Origin of the sequence: Pseudomonas sp. efr-133-TYG-23 (genome assembly GCF_030209215.1) — a bacterium.
GTDB classification, from domain to species: domain Bacteria; phylum Pseudomonadota; class Gammaproteobacteria; order Pseudomonadales; family Pseudomonadaceae; genus Aquipseudomonas; species Aquipseudomonas rhodesiae.
Window position 1 is genome coordinate 22,844 of sequence record NZ_JARVSL010000001.1, and the last position, 15,774, is coordinate 38,617.

The following is a 15,774-nucleotide window of genomic DNA, read 5'->3' on the forward strand; positions in this document are numbered from 1 at the left end:
GACGACTAGAGCGAGAATATTTATGAGCTTGAATCCAAGAGACGTCGTGATTGTCGACTTCGGTCGCACGCCGATGGGCCGCTCCAAGGGCGGCATGCACCGCAACACCCGCGCCGAAGACATGTCGGCGCACCTGATCAGCAAAGTGCTGGAACGTAACACCAAGGTCGACCCGAACGAAGTTGAGGACGTGATCTGGGGCTGCGTCAACCAGACCCTGGAGCAGGGCTGGAACATCGCGCGCATGGCGTCGCTGATGACTCAGATCCCCCACACTGCGGCCGGCCAGACCGTCAGCCGCCTGTGCGGTTCGTCCATGAGCGCGTTGCACACCGCCGCCCAGGCGATCATGACCGGTAACGGTGATGTGTTCGTGGTTGGTGGCGTGGAGCACATGGGTCACGTCAGCATGATGCACGGCGTCGATCCGAACCCGCACATGTCGCTGTACGCGGCAAAAGCCTCGGGCATGATGGGCCTGACGGCGGAGATGCTCGGCAAGATGCACGGCATTACCCGTGAAGCCCAGGACGCATTCGGCCTGCGCTCCCACCAACTCGCCCATAAGGCGACGGTGGAAGGCAAGTTCAAGGATGAAATCATCCCGATGAACGGCTATGACGAGAACGGTTTCCTTAAACTGTTCGACTACGACGAAACCATTCGTCCGGATACCACCCTGGAAAGCCTGGCGGCCTTGAAGCCGGCATTCAATCCCAAGGGCGGCACCGTGACGGCGGGTACTTCGTCGCAAATCACCGACGGCGCATCGTGCATGATCGTGATGTCGGCGCAACGCGCCCAAGACCTCGGGATCCAGCCTTTGGCCGTGATCCGTTCGATGGCGGTGGCCGGCGTGGACCCGGCTATCATGGGCTACGGTCCGGTACCGGCCACGCAAAAAGCCTTGAAGCGCGCGGGCCTTTCCATCACCGATATCGACTTCTTCGAACTCAACGAAGCTTTCGCTGCACAGGCCCTGCCGGTGTTGAAAGATTTGAAAGTGCTCGACAAGATGAACGAGAAGGTTAACCTGCACGGCGGCGCGATTGCCCTGGGCCACCCATTCGGTTGCTCCGGTGCGCGGATCTCTGGCACGCTGCTTAACGTGATGAAGCAAAATGGCGGCAACCTCGGGGTAGCCACCATGTGCATTGGTCTCGGCCAAGGCATTTCCACCGTCTTCGAACGCGTCTAAGCGTTGGGTTGACGGAAGCCGGGGCCCAGTGCCCCGGTTTTTGTTTTTTGGATTTTTTAATATTTTTTTTAATAAATTTTGTAAGGGGGCCAGAGCATGAATGTCACACCAGGGCTCTATCAGCATTACAAGGGGCCGCAGTACCGGGTTTTCAGCGTGGCGCGCCATTCCGAGACCGAAGAGCAAGTAGTGTTTTACCAAGCACTGTATGGAGATTACGGCTTTTGGGTGCGCCCCTTGAGCATGTTCCTGGAGAGCGTCGAGGTTGACGGCGAGCAGGTCCCACGCTTTGCTTTGGTCCAGGCCGAACACGGTCTTCTTAAAGGGCAATAACCGCAGGCCGCGCAGAATGCTGCGCTTGACCTCACCCGGTTGCCACTATATATAGCGTTGCCGCGTCAGGCGCCAACTGCCTTTCACTTCTCGAATTCAGGAATTTTCCGATCCATGGGCAAATCGCTGGTCATTGTGGAATCCCCGGCTAAGGCCAAGACCATCAACAAGTACTTGGGCAACGAGTACGTGGTGAAGTCGAGTATCGGCCATATCCGAGACCTGCCCACCAGCGGTTCGGCTAGCGCCAGCAAGGAGCCAGCCGCTAAGCGCGGCAAGGCCGCTGCGGGCGAAGGTCCGGTGCTCACGCCCAAGGAGAAAGCGCGCAAGCAACTGGTCTCGCGCATGGGTGTGGACCCGGACCATGGCTGGAAGGCCAAGTACGAGATCCTTCCTGGCAAGGAAAAGGTCATCGAAGAGCTGCGCCGGCTCGCCAAGGATGCTGACACCATCTATCTCGCGACGGACTTGGACCGCGAAGGGGAGGCCATTGCCTGGCACTTGCGGGAAGCCATCGGCGGTGACGACAGCCGCTACAAGCGCGTCGTGTTCAACGAAATCACCAAGAAAGCCATCCAGGAAGCCTTCTCCAAGCCGGGCGAGTTGGATATCGACCGCGTCAATGCCCAGCAGGCACGGCGTTTCCTCGATCGCGTGGTGGGTTATATGGTCTCGCCGCTGCTGTGGGCCAAGATCGCCCGTGGCCTGTCCGCCGGCCGTGTGCAGTCGGTTGCGGTGAAGCTGGTGGTGGAGCGTGAGCGTGAGATTCGTGCGTTCATCCCTGAAGAGTACTGGGAAGTCCACGCCGACCTGGGTACCGCCAAGGGCGCCAATGTGCGCTTTGAAGTGGCCCGCGAGAAAGGCGAAGCCTTCAAGCCGCTGAACGAAGCCCAGGCCATGGCCGCGCTGGAAAAGCTCAAGGCATCTAGCTACAGCATCGTCAAGCGTGAAGACAAACCGACCAGCAGTAAGCCGTCGGCACCGTTCATCACCTCCACCCTGCAACAGGCCGCGAGCAACCGCCTGGGCTTCGGTGTGAAGAAAACCATGATGATGGCCCAGCGTCTGTACGAAGCCGGTTACATCACTTATATGCGTACCGACTCCACCAACCTGTCGGTGGACGCGGTCGCCATGGCGCGAACCTATATCGAAAGCGAGTTCGGCAAGAAGTACCTGCCGGAGAAGCCTAACGTCTATAGCAGCAAGGAAGGCGCACAGGAGGCTCACGAAGCGATTCGTCCTTCCGACGCCAATACCGAGCCAAGCAAGCTGAGCGGCATGGAGCGCGACGCTGAGCGCCTCTACGAGCTGATCTGGCGCCAGTTCCTGGCCTGCCAGATGCTGCCGGCGCAGTACCTGTCCACCACGGTTACCGTGGCGGCCTCCGACTTCGAGCTGCGTGCCAAGGGCCGCATTCTCAAATTCGACGGTTATACCCGCGTGATGCCGCAGATCGCCAAGCCTGGTGACGACGATGTGCTGCCGGACATGGCTCAGGGCGATACATTGAAGCTGATCAAGCTCGATCCGTCCCAGCACTTCACCAAGCCGCCGGCGCGTTATTCGGAAGCCAGCCTGGTCAAGGAGATGGAAAAGCGCGGTATCGGTCGCCCTTCGACCTACGCGGCGATCATTTCCACCATTCAGGACCGTGGCTATGTGGCGCTGCATAACCGTCGTTTCTATTCGGAAAAGATGGGTGACATCGTTACCGAGCGTCTCTCCGAGAGCTTCTCCAACCTGATGGATTACGGTTTCACTGCCGGCATGGAAGAGAATCTCGACGACGTGGCCCAGGGCGAGCGCGACTGGAAAAACGTGCTGGACGAGTTCTACGGAGACTTCAAGAAGAAGCTCGAGGTGGCCGAGAGCCCCGAGAACGGCATGCGCGCCAACCAGCCGGTGATGACGGATATCCCGTGCCAGACCTGCGGTCGGCCGATGCAGATTCGCACGGCGTCCACCGGTGTGTTCCTTGGTTGCTCGGGCTACAGCCTGCCGCCGAAAGAGCGCTGCAAGGCCACGGTCAACCTGGTGCCGGGCGATGAAATCGCGGCTGACGACGAGGGTGAATCCGAGTCGTTGGTGCTGCGCGGCAAGCACCGCTGCCCGATCTGCAGCACGGCGATGGATGCCTACCTGTTGGATGAGAAGCACAAGCTGCATATCTGCGGTAACAACCCGGATTGCAACGGCTACGAGATCGAAGAGGGCACATACCGCATCAAGGGCTACGAAGGTCCGAGCCTGGAATGCGACAAGTGCGGCAGCGAGATGCAGCTCAAGACCGGCCGCTTCGGCAAGTTCTTTGGCTGCACAAACCCGACGTGCAAGAACACCCGCAAACTGCTCAAGAGCGGCGATGCGGCGCCGCCGAAGATGGACCCGGTGAAAATGCCGGAGCTCAAGTGCGAAAAGGTCAACGACACCTACATTCTGCGTGACGGTGCCTCTGGCTTGTTCCTGGCAGCCAGCCAGTTCCCGAAAAACCGCGAGACCCGTGCGCCGTTAGTGATGGAAATCGTGCCGCATAAGGACGAGATCGATCCTAAGTACCACTTCCTGTGTGAAGCGCCGAAGAAGGATCCGGATGGTCGCCCAGCCGTGATTCGCTACAGCCGCAAGACCAAGGAGCAGTACGTGCAGTCCGAGGTCGACGGTAAGCCGACCGGCTGGAAAGCCTTCTATGAAGGTGGCAAGTGGAAGGTCGAGGACAAGCGTCAGGGCGCCTGATCTGTCGGATGCGCTGAAGATCCAAATAGCGGAGGGGAAAGCCCCTCCCATATTTGGATCTTTTAGATCCTGAAGTAGCGTGTTGATCTGCATAAGCAGCGCTTGATTGCGCTTGCAGTCGATTCGGCTGATCCGTGACACTATTCAGCCAGCATCACGCCTAATTCGTTGTGGAGACTGCCGTTATGGCCCACGAACTCTATACCCGTACCAATCAGAAAATTTACTTCGCGGGTTTATCCCTGGAAGCCCTTGGCCGCGCCGAGGAAGGGAAGGAGATGAACGCGATCGCGCTGGTGCAGGCAGGGCGTGAAGCGGCGTTATTCCACCTGTACGGCGCTTTGCTGGGCCTGTGCCATGAAATAGCAGGGTTCTATCGCCTGCCGCAGGCGGGTTCTCCGCGGGCAGAGATGATCATGAGCCGCGAAGTATTGGACGCCATGGCCATTCCCGAGTTGGCCGAGCTGGTAGAAATGGCCCAAAGCCCTGAAAGCTGGTTGGCGCGCTTGCTCAAGGCCCATGCCGATATGTTCCAGCCGCCGCGCATTCCTCATGTGCCCAAGGGCGATGTGACCCAGCCGCTGATTGTTGCGGTTGCAGTGGAAGACGAGGAGCCCGAACCTTTGAGCCGGCAAGAGCTGGAGAGCTGGCGCCAGGAACTGAAAAAACTTGCACTGCGTTTTCGGGAAGGGTTGAGCGAGTGCTAGAACGCAGGTCAATGGCGTGGCGCTAAACTACGCCGTTCATCAAGACGTAAAGAAACCTGCTGAGATCCGCACCGAGGCTTGGCGGATGACTGATATAATCCTGGCCTTTCGTGGAGAACAGACTTTTATGCCGACGTCCTTTCTGGAAATTGTTGAACTGCCTGACGGCCGAATTGAGCTGCGCCGGGCGGAGGACGAAGGTTCTCTGGTTATCTTGGATTTTTCCGAGGATGCCAAAGCATTTCTGCAAGGTCAGCATGTGGAAGTGGCGAAAGCCATGTTGAGCGTCGGCGTGCAGATGGCTGGTCGCCTGGCCGAGGGCGAGCCGGAGAAAGAAGACGGGCCGCGGGTCCTTCACTGATTTTTCAGGCTGTTCGATATTGTTGTGGTCGGCGGGCTTGTCCCACGTCCGGCTGCGAAGCAGCGCTCCAATACGGGACACGCTCGCTGACCACAAAGAGCATCTTCACCCCAGCGAGCCCTGCTGAGGCCCCCCGCGTAGCGAAACCTTCATCCCAGCCGAATATTCAAGCTCTGTGCATCCCCAACACGCGCAGCGCTCACCAGTTGTTGCTTGGCGGCCGCGTTCAATGGGTTGAGCCAACTGACCACGGTGTGGCTTCGGCCCAAGCGTAAGGCCTCGCAAGTCAGCTGTTGTGCGCTTTGTGCGCCGCGCGGTTGAAGCAACAGGATGCGTTCGCGGTTGAGGCCGGCGTCCCGCAGCCAAGCCTGGGTAAGGCTGGCAGGCGGAGCGATCAGCGTTAGCCAGCGAGCGTCCTGTTCCTCGCTCAATTCGCGAAGAATTGGCGCCAGCAGGCTCAGGCAGCTCCCGGCAGCACCGCGCAACGACAGCTCACTGAACACCTCGGGTTCGGCGCTCCAGGGCGCTTCGACCGTTTCCTTGAGGATAGGCGCGAGAGGATGGGCCATAAAGGCCTCGAACAGCGACAGTTGGGTGTGTTGTGGGGTGTGTACGAGCTGCATGGTGCCTCCTCTAGCGGCGAATGACGCCGACGCTCAAGCCTTCGATCACCAGATCCTGATCTTTCAGGTTCACTTCAATCGGGGCGAACTCAGGGTTCTCGGCCAGTAGCCAGACCTTGCTGCCTTCGCGCTTGAAGCGTTTGACGGTGACTTCATCGCCGATACGGGCCACTACGATCTGACCGTTACGGGCTTCGCGGGTGGTATGGACGGCCAGCAGATCACCGTCGAAGATACCGACGTCCTTCATGCTCATGCCGTGTACCCGCAAGAGGTAATCAGCGCGAGGGTGGAAGAAGGTCGGATTAATGTTGCAGGATTCCTCGACGTGCTGCTGCGCCAGGATCGGCGCACCGGCGGCGACACGGCCGATGATGGGCAGCGTCGACTCGTCGGCCTTGGCCTCGAAGCCAGGGATGCGAATGCCCCGCGAAGCACCGGGGGTCATCTCGATAGCGCCTTTGCGTGCGAGGGCCTTGAGGTGTTCTTCGGCGGCGTTAGGGGACTTGAACCCCAGTTCCAGCGCAATTTCGGCTCGCGTCGGCGGGTAGCCGTTGTCGTCGAGGCAGCGCTTGATAAAAGCCAGAATCTCAGCTTGGCGTGGCGTCAGTTTTAGCATGTTGATCGCTCTGTCTTTTTATACAGTGACTGGGATTATATACAGTGAACTGCGCTTGGCAATCATCCTTTTTCGGCACTCCGCTGGACGGTCATTCGGTATCCGTCCTACAAGCCACGGATAGCGCTACCTACAGACCGATACGGATGTGATTAAATAGCACGCACACAGATGACTGCCCGGCCGGAAAACGGCTCCTCAGGCTTGACAAGACACACCTTGAAACGTATGTTTCAAACAAGTGTTTGTCAGGCGGAGTAGCCATGGCCCAGTCGGAAACCGTTGAGCGCATTCTCGATGCTGCTGAGCAATTGTTCGCGGAAAAAGGATTTGCTGAAACTTCATTGCGGCTGATTACCAGCAAGGCCGGGGTCAACCTCGCGGCGGTGAATTACCATTTCGGCTCGAAGAAAGCCCTGATCCAGGCCGTGTTTTCGCGCTTTCTGGGGCCTTTCTGCGCCAGCCTCGACCGCGAGCTTGAACGTCGCCAGGCCAAGGCCGACAACAAGCCAAGTCTTGAAGAGCTGCTGGAGATTCTCGTCGAGCAAGCGTTGGTGGTGCAACCGCGTAGCGGTAACGACCTGTCGATCTTTATGCGTTTGCTCGGCCTGGCGTTCAGTCAGAGTCAAGGCCACCTGCGGCGTTACCTGGAAGACATGTACGGCAAGGTATTTCGTCGCTATATGTTGCTGGTCAACGAAGCTGCCCCACGTATTCCACCGATCGAACTGTTCTGGCGCGTCCACTTTATGCTCGGCGCGGCGGCGTTCAGTATGTCCGGGATCAAGGCGTTGCGCGCGATTGCCGAGACCGACTTCGGCGTTAACACTTCCATTGAGCAAGTGATGCGCTTGATGGTGCCGTTCCTCGCTGCCGGTATGCGTGCCGAAACCGGCGTGACCGACCCAACCATGGCCGCCGCGCAACTGCGCCCACGCAGCAAAACAGTGCCCGTTCCCGCCAAGGTTTGATTGCCCCGGGTGTGCGCGGCCATTGGCATCCGCTAAGCTAGCCGCCATGCCGATTTCAGCTATTTATTCGCAACCCGTTGTGCTCGCCGTGCCCTTCGCGCGCCGTGAGCGCAACGGGTTGTGTGCGTTATATAAGGAAGGTTTATGACTGCTGCCCTGCAAGGTTCTTTGATGGTCGACGTGGCCGGTACCTGGCTCACGGCTGAGGATCGCCACTTGTTGCGCCAGCCTGAAGTGGGTGGGCTGATTATTTTCGCGCGCAATATCGAACATCCGCGCCAGGTGCGTGAACTGAGCGCGGCCATTCGCGCGGTGCGCCCCGACCTGTTGCTGGCCGTCGACCAAGAGGGCGGCCGCGTGCAGCGCCTGCGCCAGGGCTTTGTGCGCCTGCCGGCCATGCGAGCGCTCGCGGACAACCCCAACGCTGAATACCTCGCCGAGCAATGCGGCTGGATCATGGCTACGGAAGTGCTGGCAGTTGGCCTTGACCTCAGTTTTGCCCCGGTACTGGACCTGGATTACCAACGCAGCGCTGTGGTCGGCACCCGATCCTTCGAGGGCGACCCCGAGCGTGCCGCCTTACTCGCCGGTGCCTTTATCCGTGGCATGAACAGCGCCGGTATGGCCGCCACCGGTAAACATTTCCCAGGCCACGGCTGGGCTGAGGCCGATTCCCACGTCGCAATTCCTAATGACGAGCGCAGCCTGGAGCAGATTCGCGCCAATGATCTGGTGCCTTTCGCACGTCTGAGCCAGCAGTTGGCGGCGGTAATGCCGGCCCACGTGATCTACCCGCAGGTGGACGCCCAGCCTGCCGGTTTTTCGCGTCGCTGGTTGCAAGACATTCTGCGCGGCGAGTTGCAATTCGATGGGGTGATTTTCAGTGACGACTTGTCCATGGCCGGTGCACATGTGGTCGGTGACGCGGCCAGCCGTATCGAGGCCGCGTTGACTGCCGGTTGTGACATGGGCTTGGTGTGCAATGATCGTGCGGCGGCGGAGTTGGCGTTAAGTGCTGCGCAGCGTATGAAGGTCACGCCATCGCCTCGCATCGCGCGCATGCGCGGTCAGGCAATGGCTTCAACGGAGTACAAGCAAGACCCGCGCTGGTTGGCGGCGCTTACGGCGTTACGCGAAGCCCAGTTGATCGACTGATACCTCGCTCCGTCAACGCTTCTCCTGTTTATTGGGCAACGGCGCGAATAACGCCTCAATATCCTCGTTGCCCAACTGCCAATCACCCGTGGTTCGTCCATCCAGCACCCCCGCCGCCAGATCGGATTTTTCCTTTTGCAGGTGCTGGATTTTCTCTTCCACCGTGCCGCGCGCAATCATCTTGTAGACGAATACCGGTTTCTCCTGGCCGATGCGATAGGCACGGTCAGTGGCCTGGTTTTCCGTGGCCGGGTTCCACCAGGGATCGTAGTGGATCACGGTGTCGGCTTCTGTCAGGTTCAGGCCCACACCGCCGGCCTTCAGGCTGATCAGAAATATCTGCAGCTTGCCGCTCTGGAAGTCCTTGACCGGCGTGCGCCGATCACGTGTCTGCCCGGTCAGTAGTGCGTAGGCAATGCCGCGTTTTTTCAGCTCGGCTTCGATCAGGCTCAGCATCGAGGTGAATTGGGAAAACAACAGGATCCGCCGACCTTCGGCAAACAGCTCGTCGAGCATGTCCATCAAACTGTCGAGCTTGCCCGAGCTGCTGCCGCGAGCGGGCAGGGTGGCATCGTTGATCAGGCGCAGGTCGCAGCACACTTGGCGCAGCTTGAGCAGCGCCTCAAGGATGATGATCTGGCTGCGTGCCACGCCTTTGCGGGTGATCTCGTCGCGGACCTTCTTGTCCATGGCCAGGCGCATGGTCTCGTACACGTCGCGCTGGGCTTCGTTGAGGTCGACCCAGTGGATGATCTCGGTCTTCGGCGGCAGTTCGGTAGCCACCTGTTCCTTGGTGCGACGCAGTAGAAACGGCTTGATCCGACCGTTCAGGTGCTGCAATCGCACATCGCTGGCGCGCTTTTCGATGGGCACGCGGTAGTCGCGGTTAAAGCTTTTCACATCGCCCAGCCAGCCCGGCAGCAGAAAGTGAAACAGCGACCACAGCTCGCCCAAGTGGTTTTCCAGCGGCGTGCCGCTCAGGCACAGGCGCTGCCGTGCGTTCAGTTCGCGTGCCGCCTGGGCGGCCTTGCTGGTCGGGTTCTTGATGTACTGCGCTTCGTCGAGGATCAGCACATGCAAGGGCAGGGTGGCCAGATGCTCGATGTCCTTGGGCAGCAGCGCATAGGTGGTGAGCAGCAGGTCATAGTCCCGCAAATTTGGGAGATGTTTCTTACGTCCGGCACCGTACAGTGCCAGTACTTTCAGTTGCGGGGTGAAGTGCGCTGCTTCATCGAGCCAGTTAGGGATCAGACTGGTGGGCATCACCACCATGCAGGGCCGGTCCAGGCGCCCGGCGTTTTTTTCGCTGAGAATATGCGCCAGGGTTTGTAGGGTTTTGCCCAGGCCCATGTCATCCGCCAGAATGCCGCCCACCTCTAATTGCCGCAGCGATTGCATCCAGCTCAAGCCTTCCAACTGGTAAGGGCGCAACGTCGCGTTCAAGCCTTCGGGGGCCGCGCAGGTGAAGTCCTTGATGTCCCGCAGGCGTTGGGCGAAGTTGCGGATTTTGTCACCGCCCTCCCATTGCAGAGGCAGGTCTTCCAGCGGGTTGAGTCGGACCGCATCGGCCTTGGCCAAGCGCAGCGCAGTACTGCCCGGTTCCTGCAGGTAGAACTCACCAAGGGTGGCCAGCACCGGTTTCAAGCGACCGTAGGGCAGCGCCACCTGCACGGGGCCATGGTCGCCGTTGGGCGCGGCGGGGATGTTCACCAGGATCAGTTCATCGTCGCGGCGCCGTGCGAGCTTCTCCGGGTTGAGGATTTCGGTGTGAGAGCGCATCAGGTTCAGCAGGATCGGCAACAGGCTCAGTCGCTGGCCATTGACGATAATCCCCAACTCAAGGTCGAACCAATCACGTTCCGGGCCTTCATCGACGGTGGCGTACCAGTCGTCCACCGCGCTGAGGTCGAAGCCGAAATCGTCGTCGAGCAGCAATTCCCAGCCCTCGGCGCGTAGGGTCGGCGAGTCGTTGAGGGTGAAATTCAGCCAGGCGCTGTCGTTGACCATCTCGAACAGCTCGCCGGCGCTTTCCGGCAAGGCTTTGCTCTGGCGCGTGGCGATTTTGAAACCCAGCAGGCGCAGCTGTTCGCGGTAGGCCTGTTCCACCTCCGGGTGCCGCTTGATCCGCAGGCTCTGGGTTTCTTGACGCACGATGATGTCAGCGTGTTTTTGCCCGCTGACGTAGTTACCCAGGTAGTTGAACGCCAGTGCCGCGCGGTGCTGGATATAGCGTTGCATCTTGCCGTTGCGGGGTTCGAATGCGCTGAACTCGGCGCTGGCCAGCCACAGGCGCGGCACCGGTTGCACGTCCTCCATCAGCACTTGCGGCAGGACCACGCGGTTATCCAGCACGGCCTGGAGTTTTTCCAGCAACTCGGCGTCTTGAGCTGCCGCCGGGTAGGCCAGGGTTTCCTGAACCTTGAGCAGCACAGCCGCGATATGTTTGCAGTTGCTGTGTACGGGGCAGGTGCAGCGGCTGTCCACCAGGAGCAGCGCGCCTTTGGCCGACTCGCGCAGCGAAATGGTCTGCCGGTACACATTACCGCCCGAGCCTTCGCAACTGGCGATGATGGTGCTGTCGCCGGACTCGACAATCCGCACGCGGTTTTCCAACGCATAACGCCGCCCACGCTCCAGGCTTTGTTCTTTGAAGCGATTGGCCCACGAAGGGGCCAGGGGCTTGGTCAACGGCGGGGTGAGGGGCATGGCGCTGGATCAGTCCTGCAGGTCGGGCGGTGGTGCGCTGGGCGGTTTGGCGGTCAGTGAGGTGATCTTGATCAGCAGCGCCAAATGGCCGCCATCCAGGTAATTAAGCTGGTTGTTCTTGGTGCGCACGTCTTTCTGCGCCAGGTGTTCGCTGGCGACCACGCTGCCGTTGCTGTCGAACTGGTTGATCCAGAAATCCGCATCGATATCGGTGAAGCGGCCCAGTTGCAGGTTCAGCACGCCCTCGATGGGGAATTGGCCGAACTGCTCCTGACCCTCGGCGATGGCGATTTTCACCGGTTGTTCGCCGAGGTTCTGCTCCCAGGCCTTATGGGCCAATACCGTGTAGTTGGCGTCGCCACGCAGTTTGTCGACGATAGCGCTCAGGCGCGGCGGGCTCATTTTGTCGCCCAGGCGCTCAGCGCCATCATCCCAGTTTTCCGGCGCGGCGCGACTGTAGATCACCGGTTCGGCGTTCTGACGCACCAGGATCATTTCTACCTGGTACGGGCTGTCGGCAAACGCCGGGGGCGCAAGTATCACTAACAACAGGCTCAGAATGCGGAACAGGCGCATTGGGGCGTCCTTCAAACAGATTTCGGGATAAGGCGCTCGAACAGCGCCTCCAGGGTATTGAAGCGTTCGTCGGCGCGTTCCATCGGCACCATGAATTTGAACAGCGTAGCCCCTTCGAACTTGTAGCGGTTGGGCTGGCCCTGGATCAGTTTGATCAGTACCAGCGGGTCGACCGGCGTCTGCGCTTCGAATTCGATACGCCCGCCCTGGGGCCCGGCGTCGACCTTCTTGATCCCCAGTTGCTCGGCCTGCAATTTGAGTAGGGTCAGGCGTACCAGGTTCTTGGTGGGCTCCGGCAGCAGGCCGAAGCGGTCGATCATCTCCACTTGCAGGTCCTTGAGCCCCTCTTCATCGGTGGCCGAGGCGATGCGTTTGTACAGGATGAGTCGCGCGTGCACATCCGGCAGGTAGTCCTCGGGAATCAACGCCGGCAGGCGCAGGTTGATTTCCGGACCGCCACCCAAGGGTTGATCGAGGTTCGGCTGTTCGCCCTTGCGGATGGCTTTGACCGCCCGCTCGAGCATTTCCATATATAAGGTGAAACCCACGGCCTGGATCTGCCCGCTCTGGCCGTCACCCAGCAGTTCGCCGGCGCCACGGATTTCCAGGTCGTTGGTGGCCAGCACAAAGCCGGCGCCGAGGTCCTGGGTGTTGGCGATGGCTTCCAGGCGTTTCTCCGCGTCGCCGGTGATCTGCTGGCGTGGCGGGGTGAGCAAGTACGCGTAGGCCTGGTGATGGCTGCGTCCGACCCGGCCGCGCAACTGGTGCAGTTGCGCCAGGCCGAACTTGTCGGCGCGCTCGATGATGATGGTGTTGGCGCTCGGCACGTCGATGCCGGTCTCGATGATGGTCGAGGCGATCAGCACGTTGAAGCGCTTGTGGTAGAAGTCGCTCATTACCTGTTCGAGTTCGCGCTCGCGCATCTGGCCGTGGCCGATGGCGATCCGCGCTTCGGGCACCAGTTCGGCGAGGTCGGCAGCGCATTTCTCGATAGTCTTGACGTCGTTGTGCAGGTAATACACCTGGCCGCCGCGCAGCAACTCGCGCAGCAGCGCTTCCTTGACCGTGCTTTTGTTCTGCTCCATCACGAACGTGCGCACTGACAGGCGCCGCGCCGGTGGCGTGGCGATGATGGACAGATCACGCATGCCCGACACCGCCATGTTCAGCGTGCGCGGAATCGGCGTGGCGGTCAGGGTGAGGATATCGACTTCGCTGCGCAGGGCCTTGAGCTGCTCTTTCTGGCGCACGCCGAAACGGTGTTCTTCGTCGATGATCACCAGGCCCAGGTTTTTGATCTTCACATCGTCCGACAGCAGCTTGTGAGTGCCGATCACGATATCGATCTTGCCTTCGGCCAGGTCGGCGACGGCGGCGTTCACTTCTTTGGCGGACTTGAAGCGGCTCATCACTTCCACGGTCACCGGCCAGTCGGCAAAGCGATCGCGAAAGCTGTTGTAGTGCTGCTGGGCGAGCAGGGTGGTGGGCACCAGAATTGCCACTTGCTTGCCGCCGTGCACCGCGATGAAGGCGGCGCGCATGGCCACTTCGGTCTTGCCGAAGCCCACGTCGCCACACACCAGGCGGTCCATCGGCTTGGGCGCGAGCATGTCGGCGCGCACGGCTTCGATGGTGGTCTGCTGATCCGGGGTTTCTTCAAAGGCGAAACCGGCGCTGAAGGTGGCGTAGTCGGCTTTCGGGTCGGCGAATGCATAACCTTCGCGCGCCGCGCGCCGGGCGTAGATGTCCAGCAGCTCGGCGGCCACATCGCGCACCTGCTCGGCGGCCTTGCGCTTGGCTTTTTGCCAGGTCTCGGAACCCAGACGATGCAGCGGCGCCAGGGCGTCGTCGCTGCCGGTGTAACGCGCAATCAGGTGCAGGTTGGCCACCGGCACATAGAGCTTGGCGCCCTCGGCGTATTCCATGGTGAGGAATTCGGCGGCCTGGTTGTCGATCTCCAGGGTCTGCAGGCCCAGGTAGCGGCCGACACCGTGATCGATATGCACCACCGGCGCGCCTTCGCGCAGTTCGGTGAGGTTTTTGATCACCGCATCGTTGTTGGCGTCCGCGCGTTTTTCCCGGCGCCGACGCTGCATCACGCGTTGACCGAACAATGGGCTCTCGGCGATCAACGCCAGGGCTGGGTCATTCAGCAGCAAGCCTTCGTCCAGGGGGGCGATGGTGATCGCCAGGCGATCCTTGCTCGCGACGAAGTCGGGCCAACTGTCGACGTTCTTCGGACGCAGTTTGAGGCGTTCGAGCAGCTCCAGCAGCACCTCGCGGCGCCCGGCGGATTCGGCGGTAAACAACACGCGGCCCGGGAAGTCGCCAAGGAAGGTGGACAGCGCTTCCAGCGGCTGGTTGGCCTTGGCTTCAATCGCCAAGTCAGGCAGCGCTTGCGCGGGGAAGCGCTCGCGGCCACTGCCGGCGTCCACGTCCTGCTGGCTGGCGACGACCCGCGGCCAGTTTTTCAGGCGCGCGAAACAATCCTCCACCGGCAGGAACAGCTCGGCGGGCGGTAATAAAGGACGGGAAGGGTCGACGCGGCGCTCTTCATAGCGGTTGCGCACGTCGTTCCAGAAGTTTTCCGCGGCCTGCTCGATGCCCGGCAGCGAGAACACTTGGGTGTCCTGGGGCAGGTAGTCGAACAGGGTGGAGGTTTCGTCGAAAAACAGCGGCAGGTAGTACTCGATACCGGCGGGCGTAATCCCGCTGCTCAGGTCTTGGAAGATCGGGCAGCGGCGGAAGTCGACGTCGAAGCGTTCACGGAAACGCGCTTTGAAGCGGGTCACCGCATCTTTTTGCAACGGAAATTCCCGCGCCGGCAGCAGCTTGATCGATTCGACTTTGTCGATGGAGCGCTGGTTTTCCGGATCAAAGGTGCGCAGGGTTTCGATTTCGTCGTCGAACAGATCGATGCGATAAGGCAACTTGCTGCCCATCGGGAACAGGTCGATCAGCGCGCCGCGCACCGCGAACTCGCCGTGCTCGTACACGGTGTCCACACAGCGGTAGCCGCTGGCTTCCAGGCGCGTGCGCATCTGTTCGACATCGAGCTTCTGGCCGACATCCAGCACCAGACTGCTGCCCAGCAGGAACTTGGTCGGCGCCAGGCGGTGCAGCGCCGTGGTGATCGGCACCACGAGCACGCCGTGGGCCAGTTCCGGCAGACGGTACAGGCTGGCGATGCGCTGGGAAATGATGTCCTGATGCGGTGAGAACAGGTCGTAAGGCAGGGTTTCCCAATCGGGAAAATGCAGCACCGGCAAATCGGGGGCGAAGAAGCTCAGCTCCTGCTCCAACCGTTCGGCGCTTTGGCTATCGGCGGTAAGCAGCAGGGTAAAGCGCTTGGCTGCGCTGGCAGCCTCGGCGATGGCCAGGCTCAGGGCGGCACCGGGCAGGTTGCCCCAGTGCTGTTTACCTGCCGCGGCAGGGAGTTGCGGTAGACGCAGAACGGGCACGGAAGGTTGAGCTCCAAGCGTTGCGACAAAGTCGGTAATTGTAACGGCCCCAGGTGCCGCCTGTCAGTTGCTGACTGAGCCTATTACGGTTTGTAGGAAATGTAGTGGCTAAGACAAACAAAGCGGTGTTTTGACTCAATATGTAGTGCCAAAACGCGTGGGGTTTTCGGAGAGTTACGGACAAGTCGCCCGAGACGTTCCAATGGTGGCCTTCTGAAAGCCGCGTATTTACTGGGCTGCAGCGGGGTCGCTTTTTTTCGCAAGGCCTTTTTGTTGTGGTCGGCGCATTGCTCCGAGGGCGGTCGGGCGTCATAATGTAGCCCCTTTT

Annotated in this window: 12 protein-coding genes; 7 read left to right on the forward strand and 5 right to left on the reverse strand. The window is 60.5% G+C overall.

Annotated elements, in window-relative coordinates:
- The first annotated feature begins 22 nt into the window (after window positions 1-22).
- The 5 genes from fadA (at window position 23) to QRN41_RS00110 (ending at window position 5,335) form a co-directional block, all read left to right on the forward strand.
- Entirely contained in the window at window positions 23-1,198 is a 1,176-nt protein-coding gene (fadA, locus tag QRN41_RS00090; protein WP_034096474.1) for an acetyl-CoA C-acyltransferase FadA, read from the forward strand.
- Window positions 1,199-1,294: 96 nt separating this feature from the next.
- On the forward strand, window positions 1,295-1,531 hold the full coding sequence (locus QRN41_RS00095; RefSeq protein WP_034137402.1) for a DUF1653 domain-containing protein: 237 nt from the start codon (window positions 1,295-1,297) through the stop codon (window positions 1,529-1,531).
- Window positions 1,532-1,645: 114 nt separating this feature from the next.
- A complete protein-coding gene (topA, locus tag QRN41_RS00100) occupies window positions 1,646-4,267 on the forward strand; it encodes a type I DNA topoisomerase (RefSeq protein WP_034096476.1) in 2,622 nt (873 codons plus the stop codon).
- A gap of 185 nt (window positions 4,268-4,452) precedes the next feature.
- Window positions 4,453-4,974 carry a DUF6586 family protein gene (locus QRN41_RS00105; protein WP_034137403.1) on the forward strand — a complete coding sequence of 174 codons (522 nt, stop codon included), beginning with the start codon at window positions 4,453-4,455 and terminating at the stop codon, window positions 4,972-4,974.
- Window positions 4,975-5,101: 127 nt separating this feature from the next.
- Complete coding sequence (locus QRN41_RS00110; RefSeq protein WP_017254451.1) at window positions 5,102-5,335, forward strand: hypothetical protein; 234 nt, start codon at window positions 5,102-5,104, stop codon at window positions 5,333-5,335.
- Window positions 5,336-5,484: 149 nt separating this feature from the next.
- Here the strand turns inward: QRN41_RS00110 and sulA are convergent, their stop codons facing one another.
- Window positions 5,485-5,958, reverse strand: a complete 474-nt coding sequence (sulA, locus tag QRN41_RS00115) for an SOS-induced cell division inhibitor SulA (RefSeq protein ID WP_034137404.1) — start codon at window positions 5,956-5,958, stop codon at window positions 5,485-5,487.
- 10 nt (window positions 5,959-5,968) lie between these two features.
- Window positions 5,969-6,577, reverse strand: coding sequence for a transcriptional repressor LexA (lexA, locus tag QRN41_RS00120; protein WP_003172575.1), 609 nt, complete (start codon window positions 6,575-6,577; stop codon window positions 5,969-5,971).
- A gap of 263 nt (window positions 6,578-6,840) precedes the next feature.
- Here lexA and QRN41_RS00125 point away from each other — a divergent pair, with 263 nt between their 5' ends.
- Both QRN41_RS00125 and nagZ read left to right on the forward strand, forming a co-directional pair.
- Window positions 6,841-7,548 carry a TetR/AcrR family transcriptional regulator gene (locus QRN41_RS00125; protein WP_034137405.1) on the forward strand — a complete coding sequence of 236 codons (708 nt, stop codon included), beginning with the start codon at window positions 6,841-6,843 and terminating at the stop codon, window positions 7,546-7,548.
- A gap of 144 nt (window positions 7,549-7,692) precedes the next feature.
- Window positions 7,693-8,703, forward strand: a complete 1,011-nt coding sequence (gene nagZ, locus QRN41_RS00130) for a beta-N-acetylhexosaminidase (protein ID WP_034112459.1) — start codon at window positions 7,693-7,695, stop codon at window positions 8,701-8,703.
- Between the two features lie 12 nt (window positions 8,704-8,715).
- On the opposite strand, the gene QRN41_RS00135 is transcribed toward nagZ, so the two are convergent.
- The 3 genes from QRN41_RS00135 to mfd are packed head-to-tail and all read right to left on the reverse strand — an operon-like array spanning window position 8,716 to window position 15,446.
- Entirely contained in the window at window positions 8,716-11,409 is a 2,694-nt protein-coding gene (locus QRN41_RS00135) for a DEAD/DEAH box helicase (RefSeq protein WP_285421029.1), read from the reverse strand.
- 9 nt (window positions 11,410-11,418) lie between these two features.
- The gene (locus QRN41_RS00140) at window positions 11,419-11,985 is read right to left on the reverse strand and encodes a CsiV family protein (protein ID WP_285421030.1); all 567 of its coding nucleotides are present in this window, start codon (window positions 11,983-11,985) and stop codon (window positions 11,419-11,421) included.
- A gap of 11 nt (window positions 11,986-11,996) precedes the next feature.
- A complete protein-coding gene (gene mfd / locus QRN41_RS00145) occupies window positions 11,997-15,446 on the reverse strand; it encodes a transcription-repair coupling factor (RefSeq protein ID WP_034137408.1) in 3,450 nt (1,149 codons plus the stop codon).
- Window positions 15,447-15,774: the final 328 nt, after the last annotated feature.

Coding starts and splice junctions, on each gene's coding strand:
- sulA (WP_034137404.1), bottom strand. CDS start 5,958: ATGCAGCTCGTACACACCCCACAACACACCCAACTGTCGCTGTTCGAG.
- fadA (WP_034096474.1), top strand. CDS start 23: ATGAGCTTGAATCCAAGAGACGTCGTGATTGTCGACTTCGGTCGCACG.
- QRN41_RS00125 (WP_034137405.1), top strand. CDS start 6,841: ATGGCCCAGTCGGAAACCGTTGAGCGCATTCTCGATGCTGCTGAGCAA.
- QRN41_RS00095 (WP_034137402.1), top strand. CDS start 1,295: ATGAATGTCACACCAGGGCTCTATCAGCATTACAAGGGGCCGCAGTAC.
- topA (WP_034096476.1), top strand. CDS start 1,646: ATGGGCAAATCGCTGGTCATTGTGGAATCCCCGGCTAAGGCCAAGACC.
- nagZ (WP_034112459.1), top strand. CDS start 7,693: ATGACTGCTGCCCTGCAAGGTTCTTTGATGGTCGACGTGGCCGGTACC.
- QRN41_RS00140 (WP_285421030.1), bottom strand. CDS start 11,985: ATGCGCCTGTTCCGCATTCTGAGCCTGTTGTTAGTGATACTTGCGCCC.
- QRN41_RS00135 (WP_285421029.1), bottom strand. CDS start 11,409: ATGCCCCTCACCCCGCCGTTGACCAAGCCCCTGGCCCCTTCGTGGGCC.
- lexA (WP_003172575.1), bottom strand. CDS start 6,577: ATGCTAAAACTGACGCCACGCCAAGCTGAGATTCTGGCTTTTATCAAG.
- QRN41_RS00110 (WP_017254451.1), top strand. CDS start 5,102: ATGCCGACGTCCTTTCTGGAAATTGTTGAACTGCCTGACGGCCGAATT.
- QRN41_RS00105 (WP_034137403.1), top strand. CDS start 4,453: ATGGCCCACGAACTCTATACCCGTACCAATCAGAAAATTTACTTCGCG.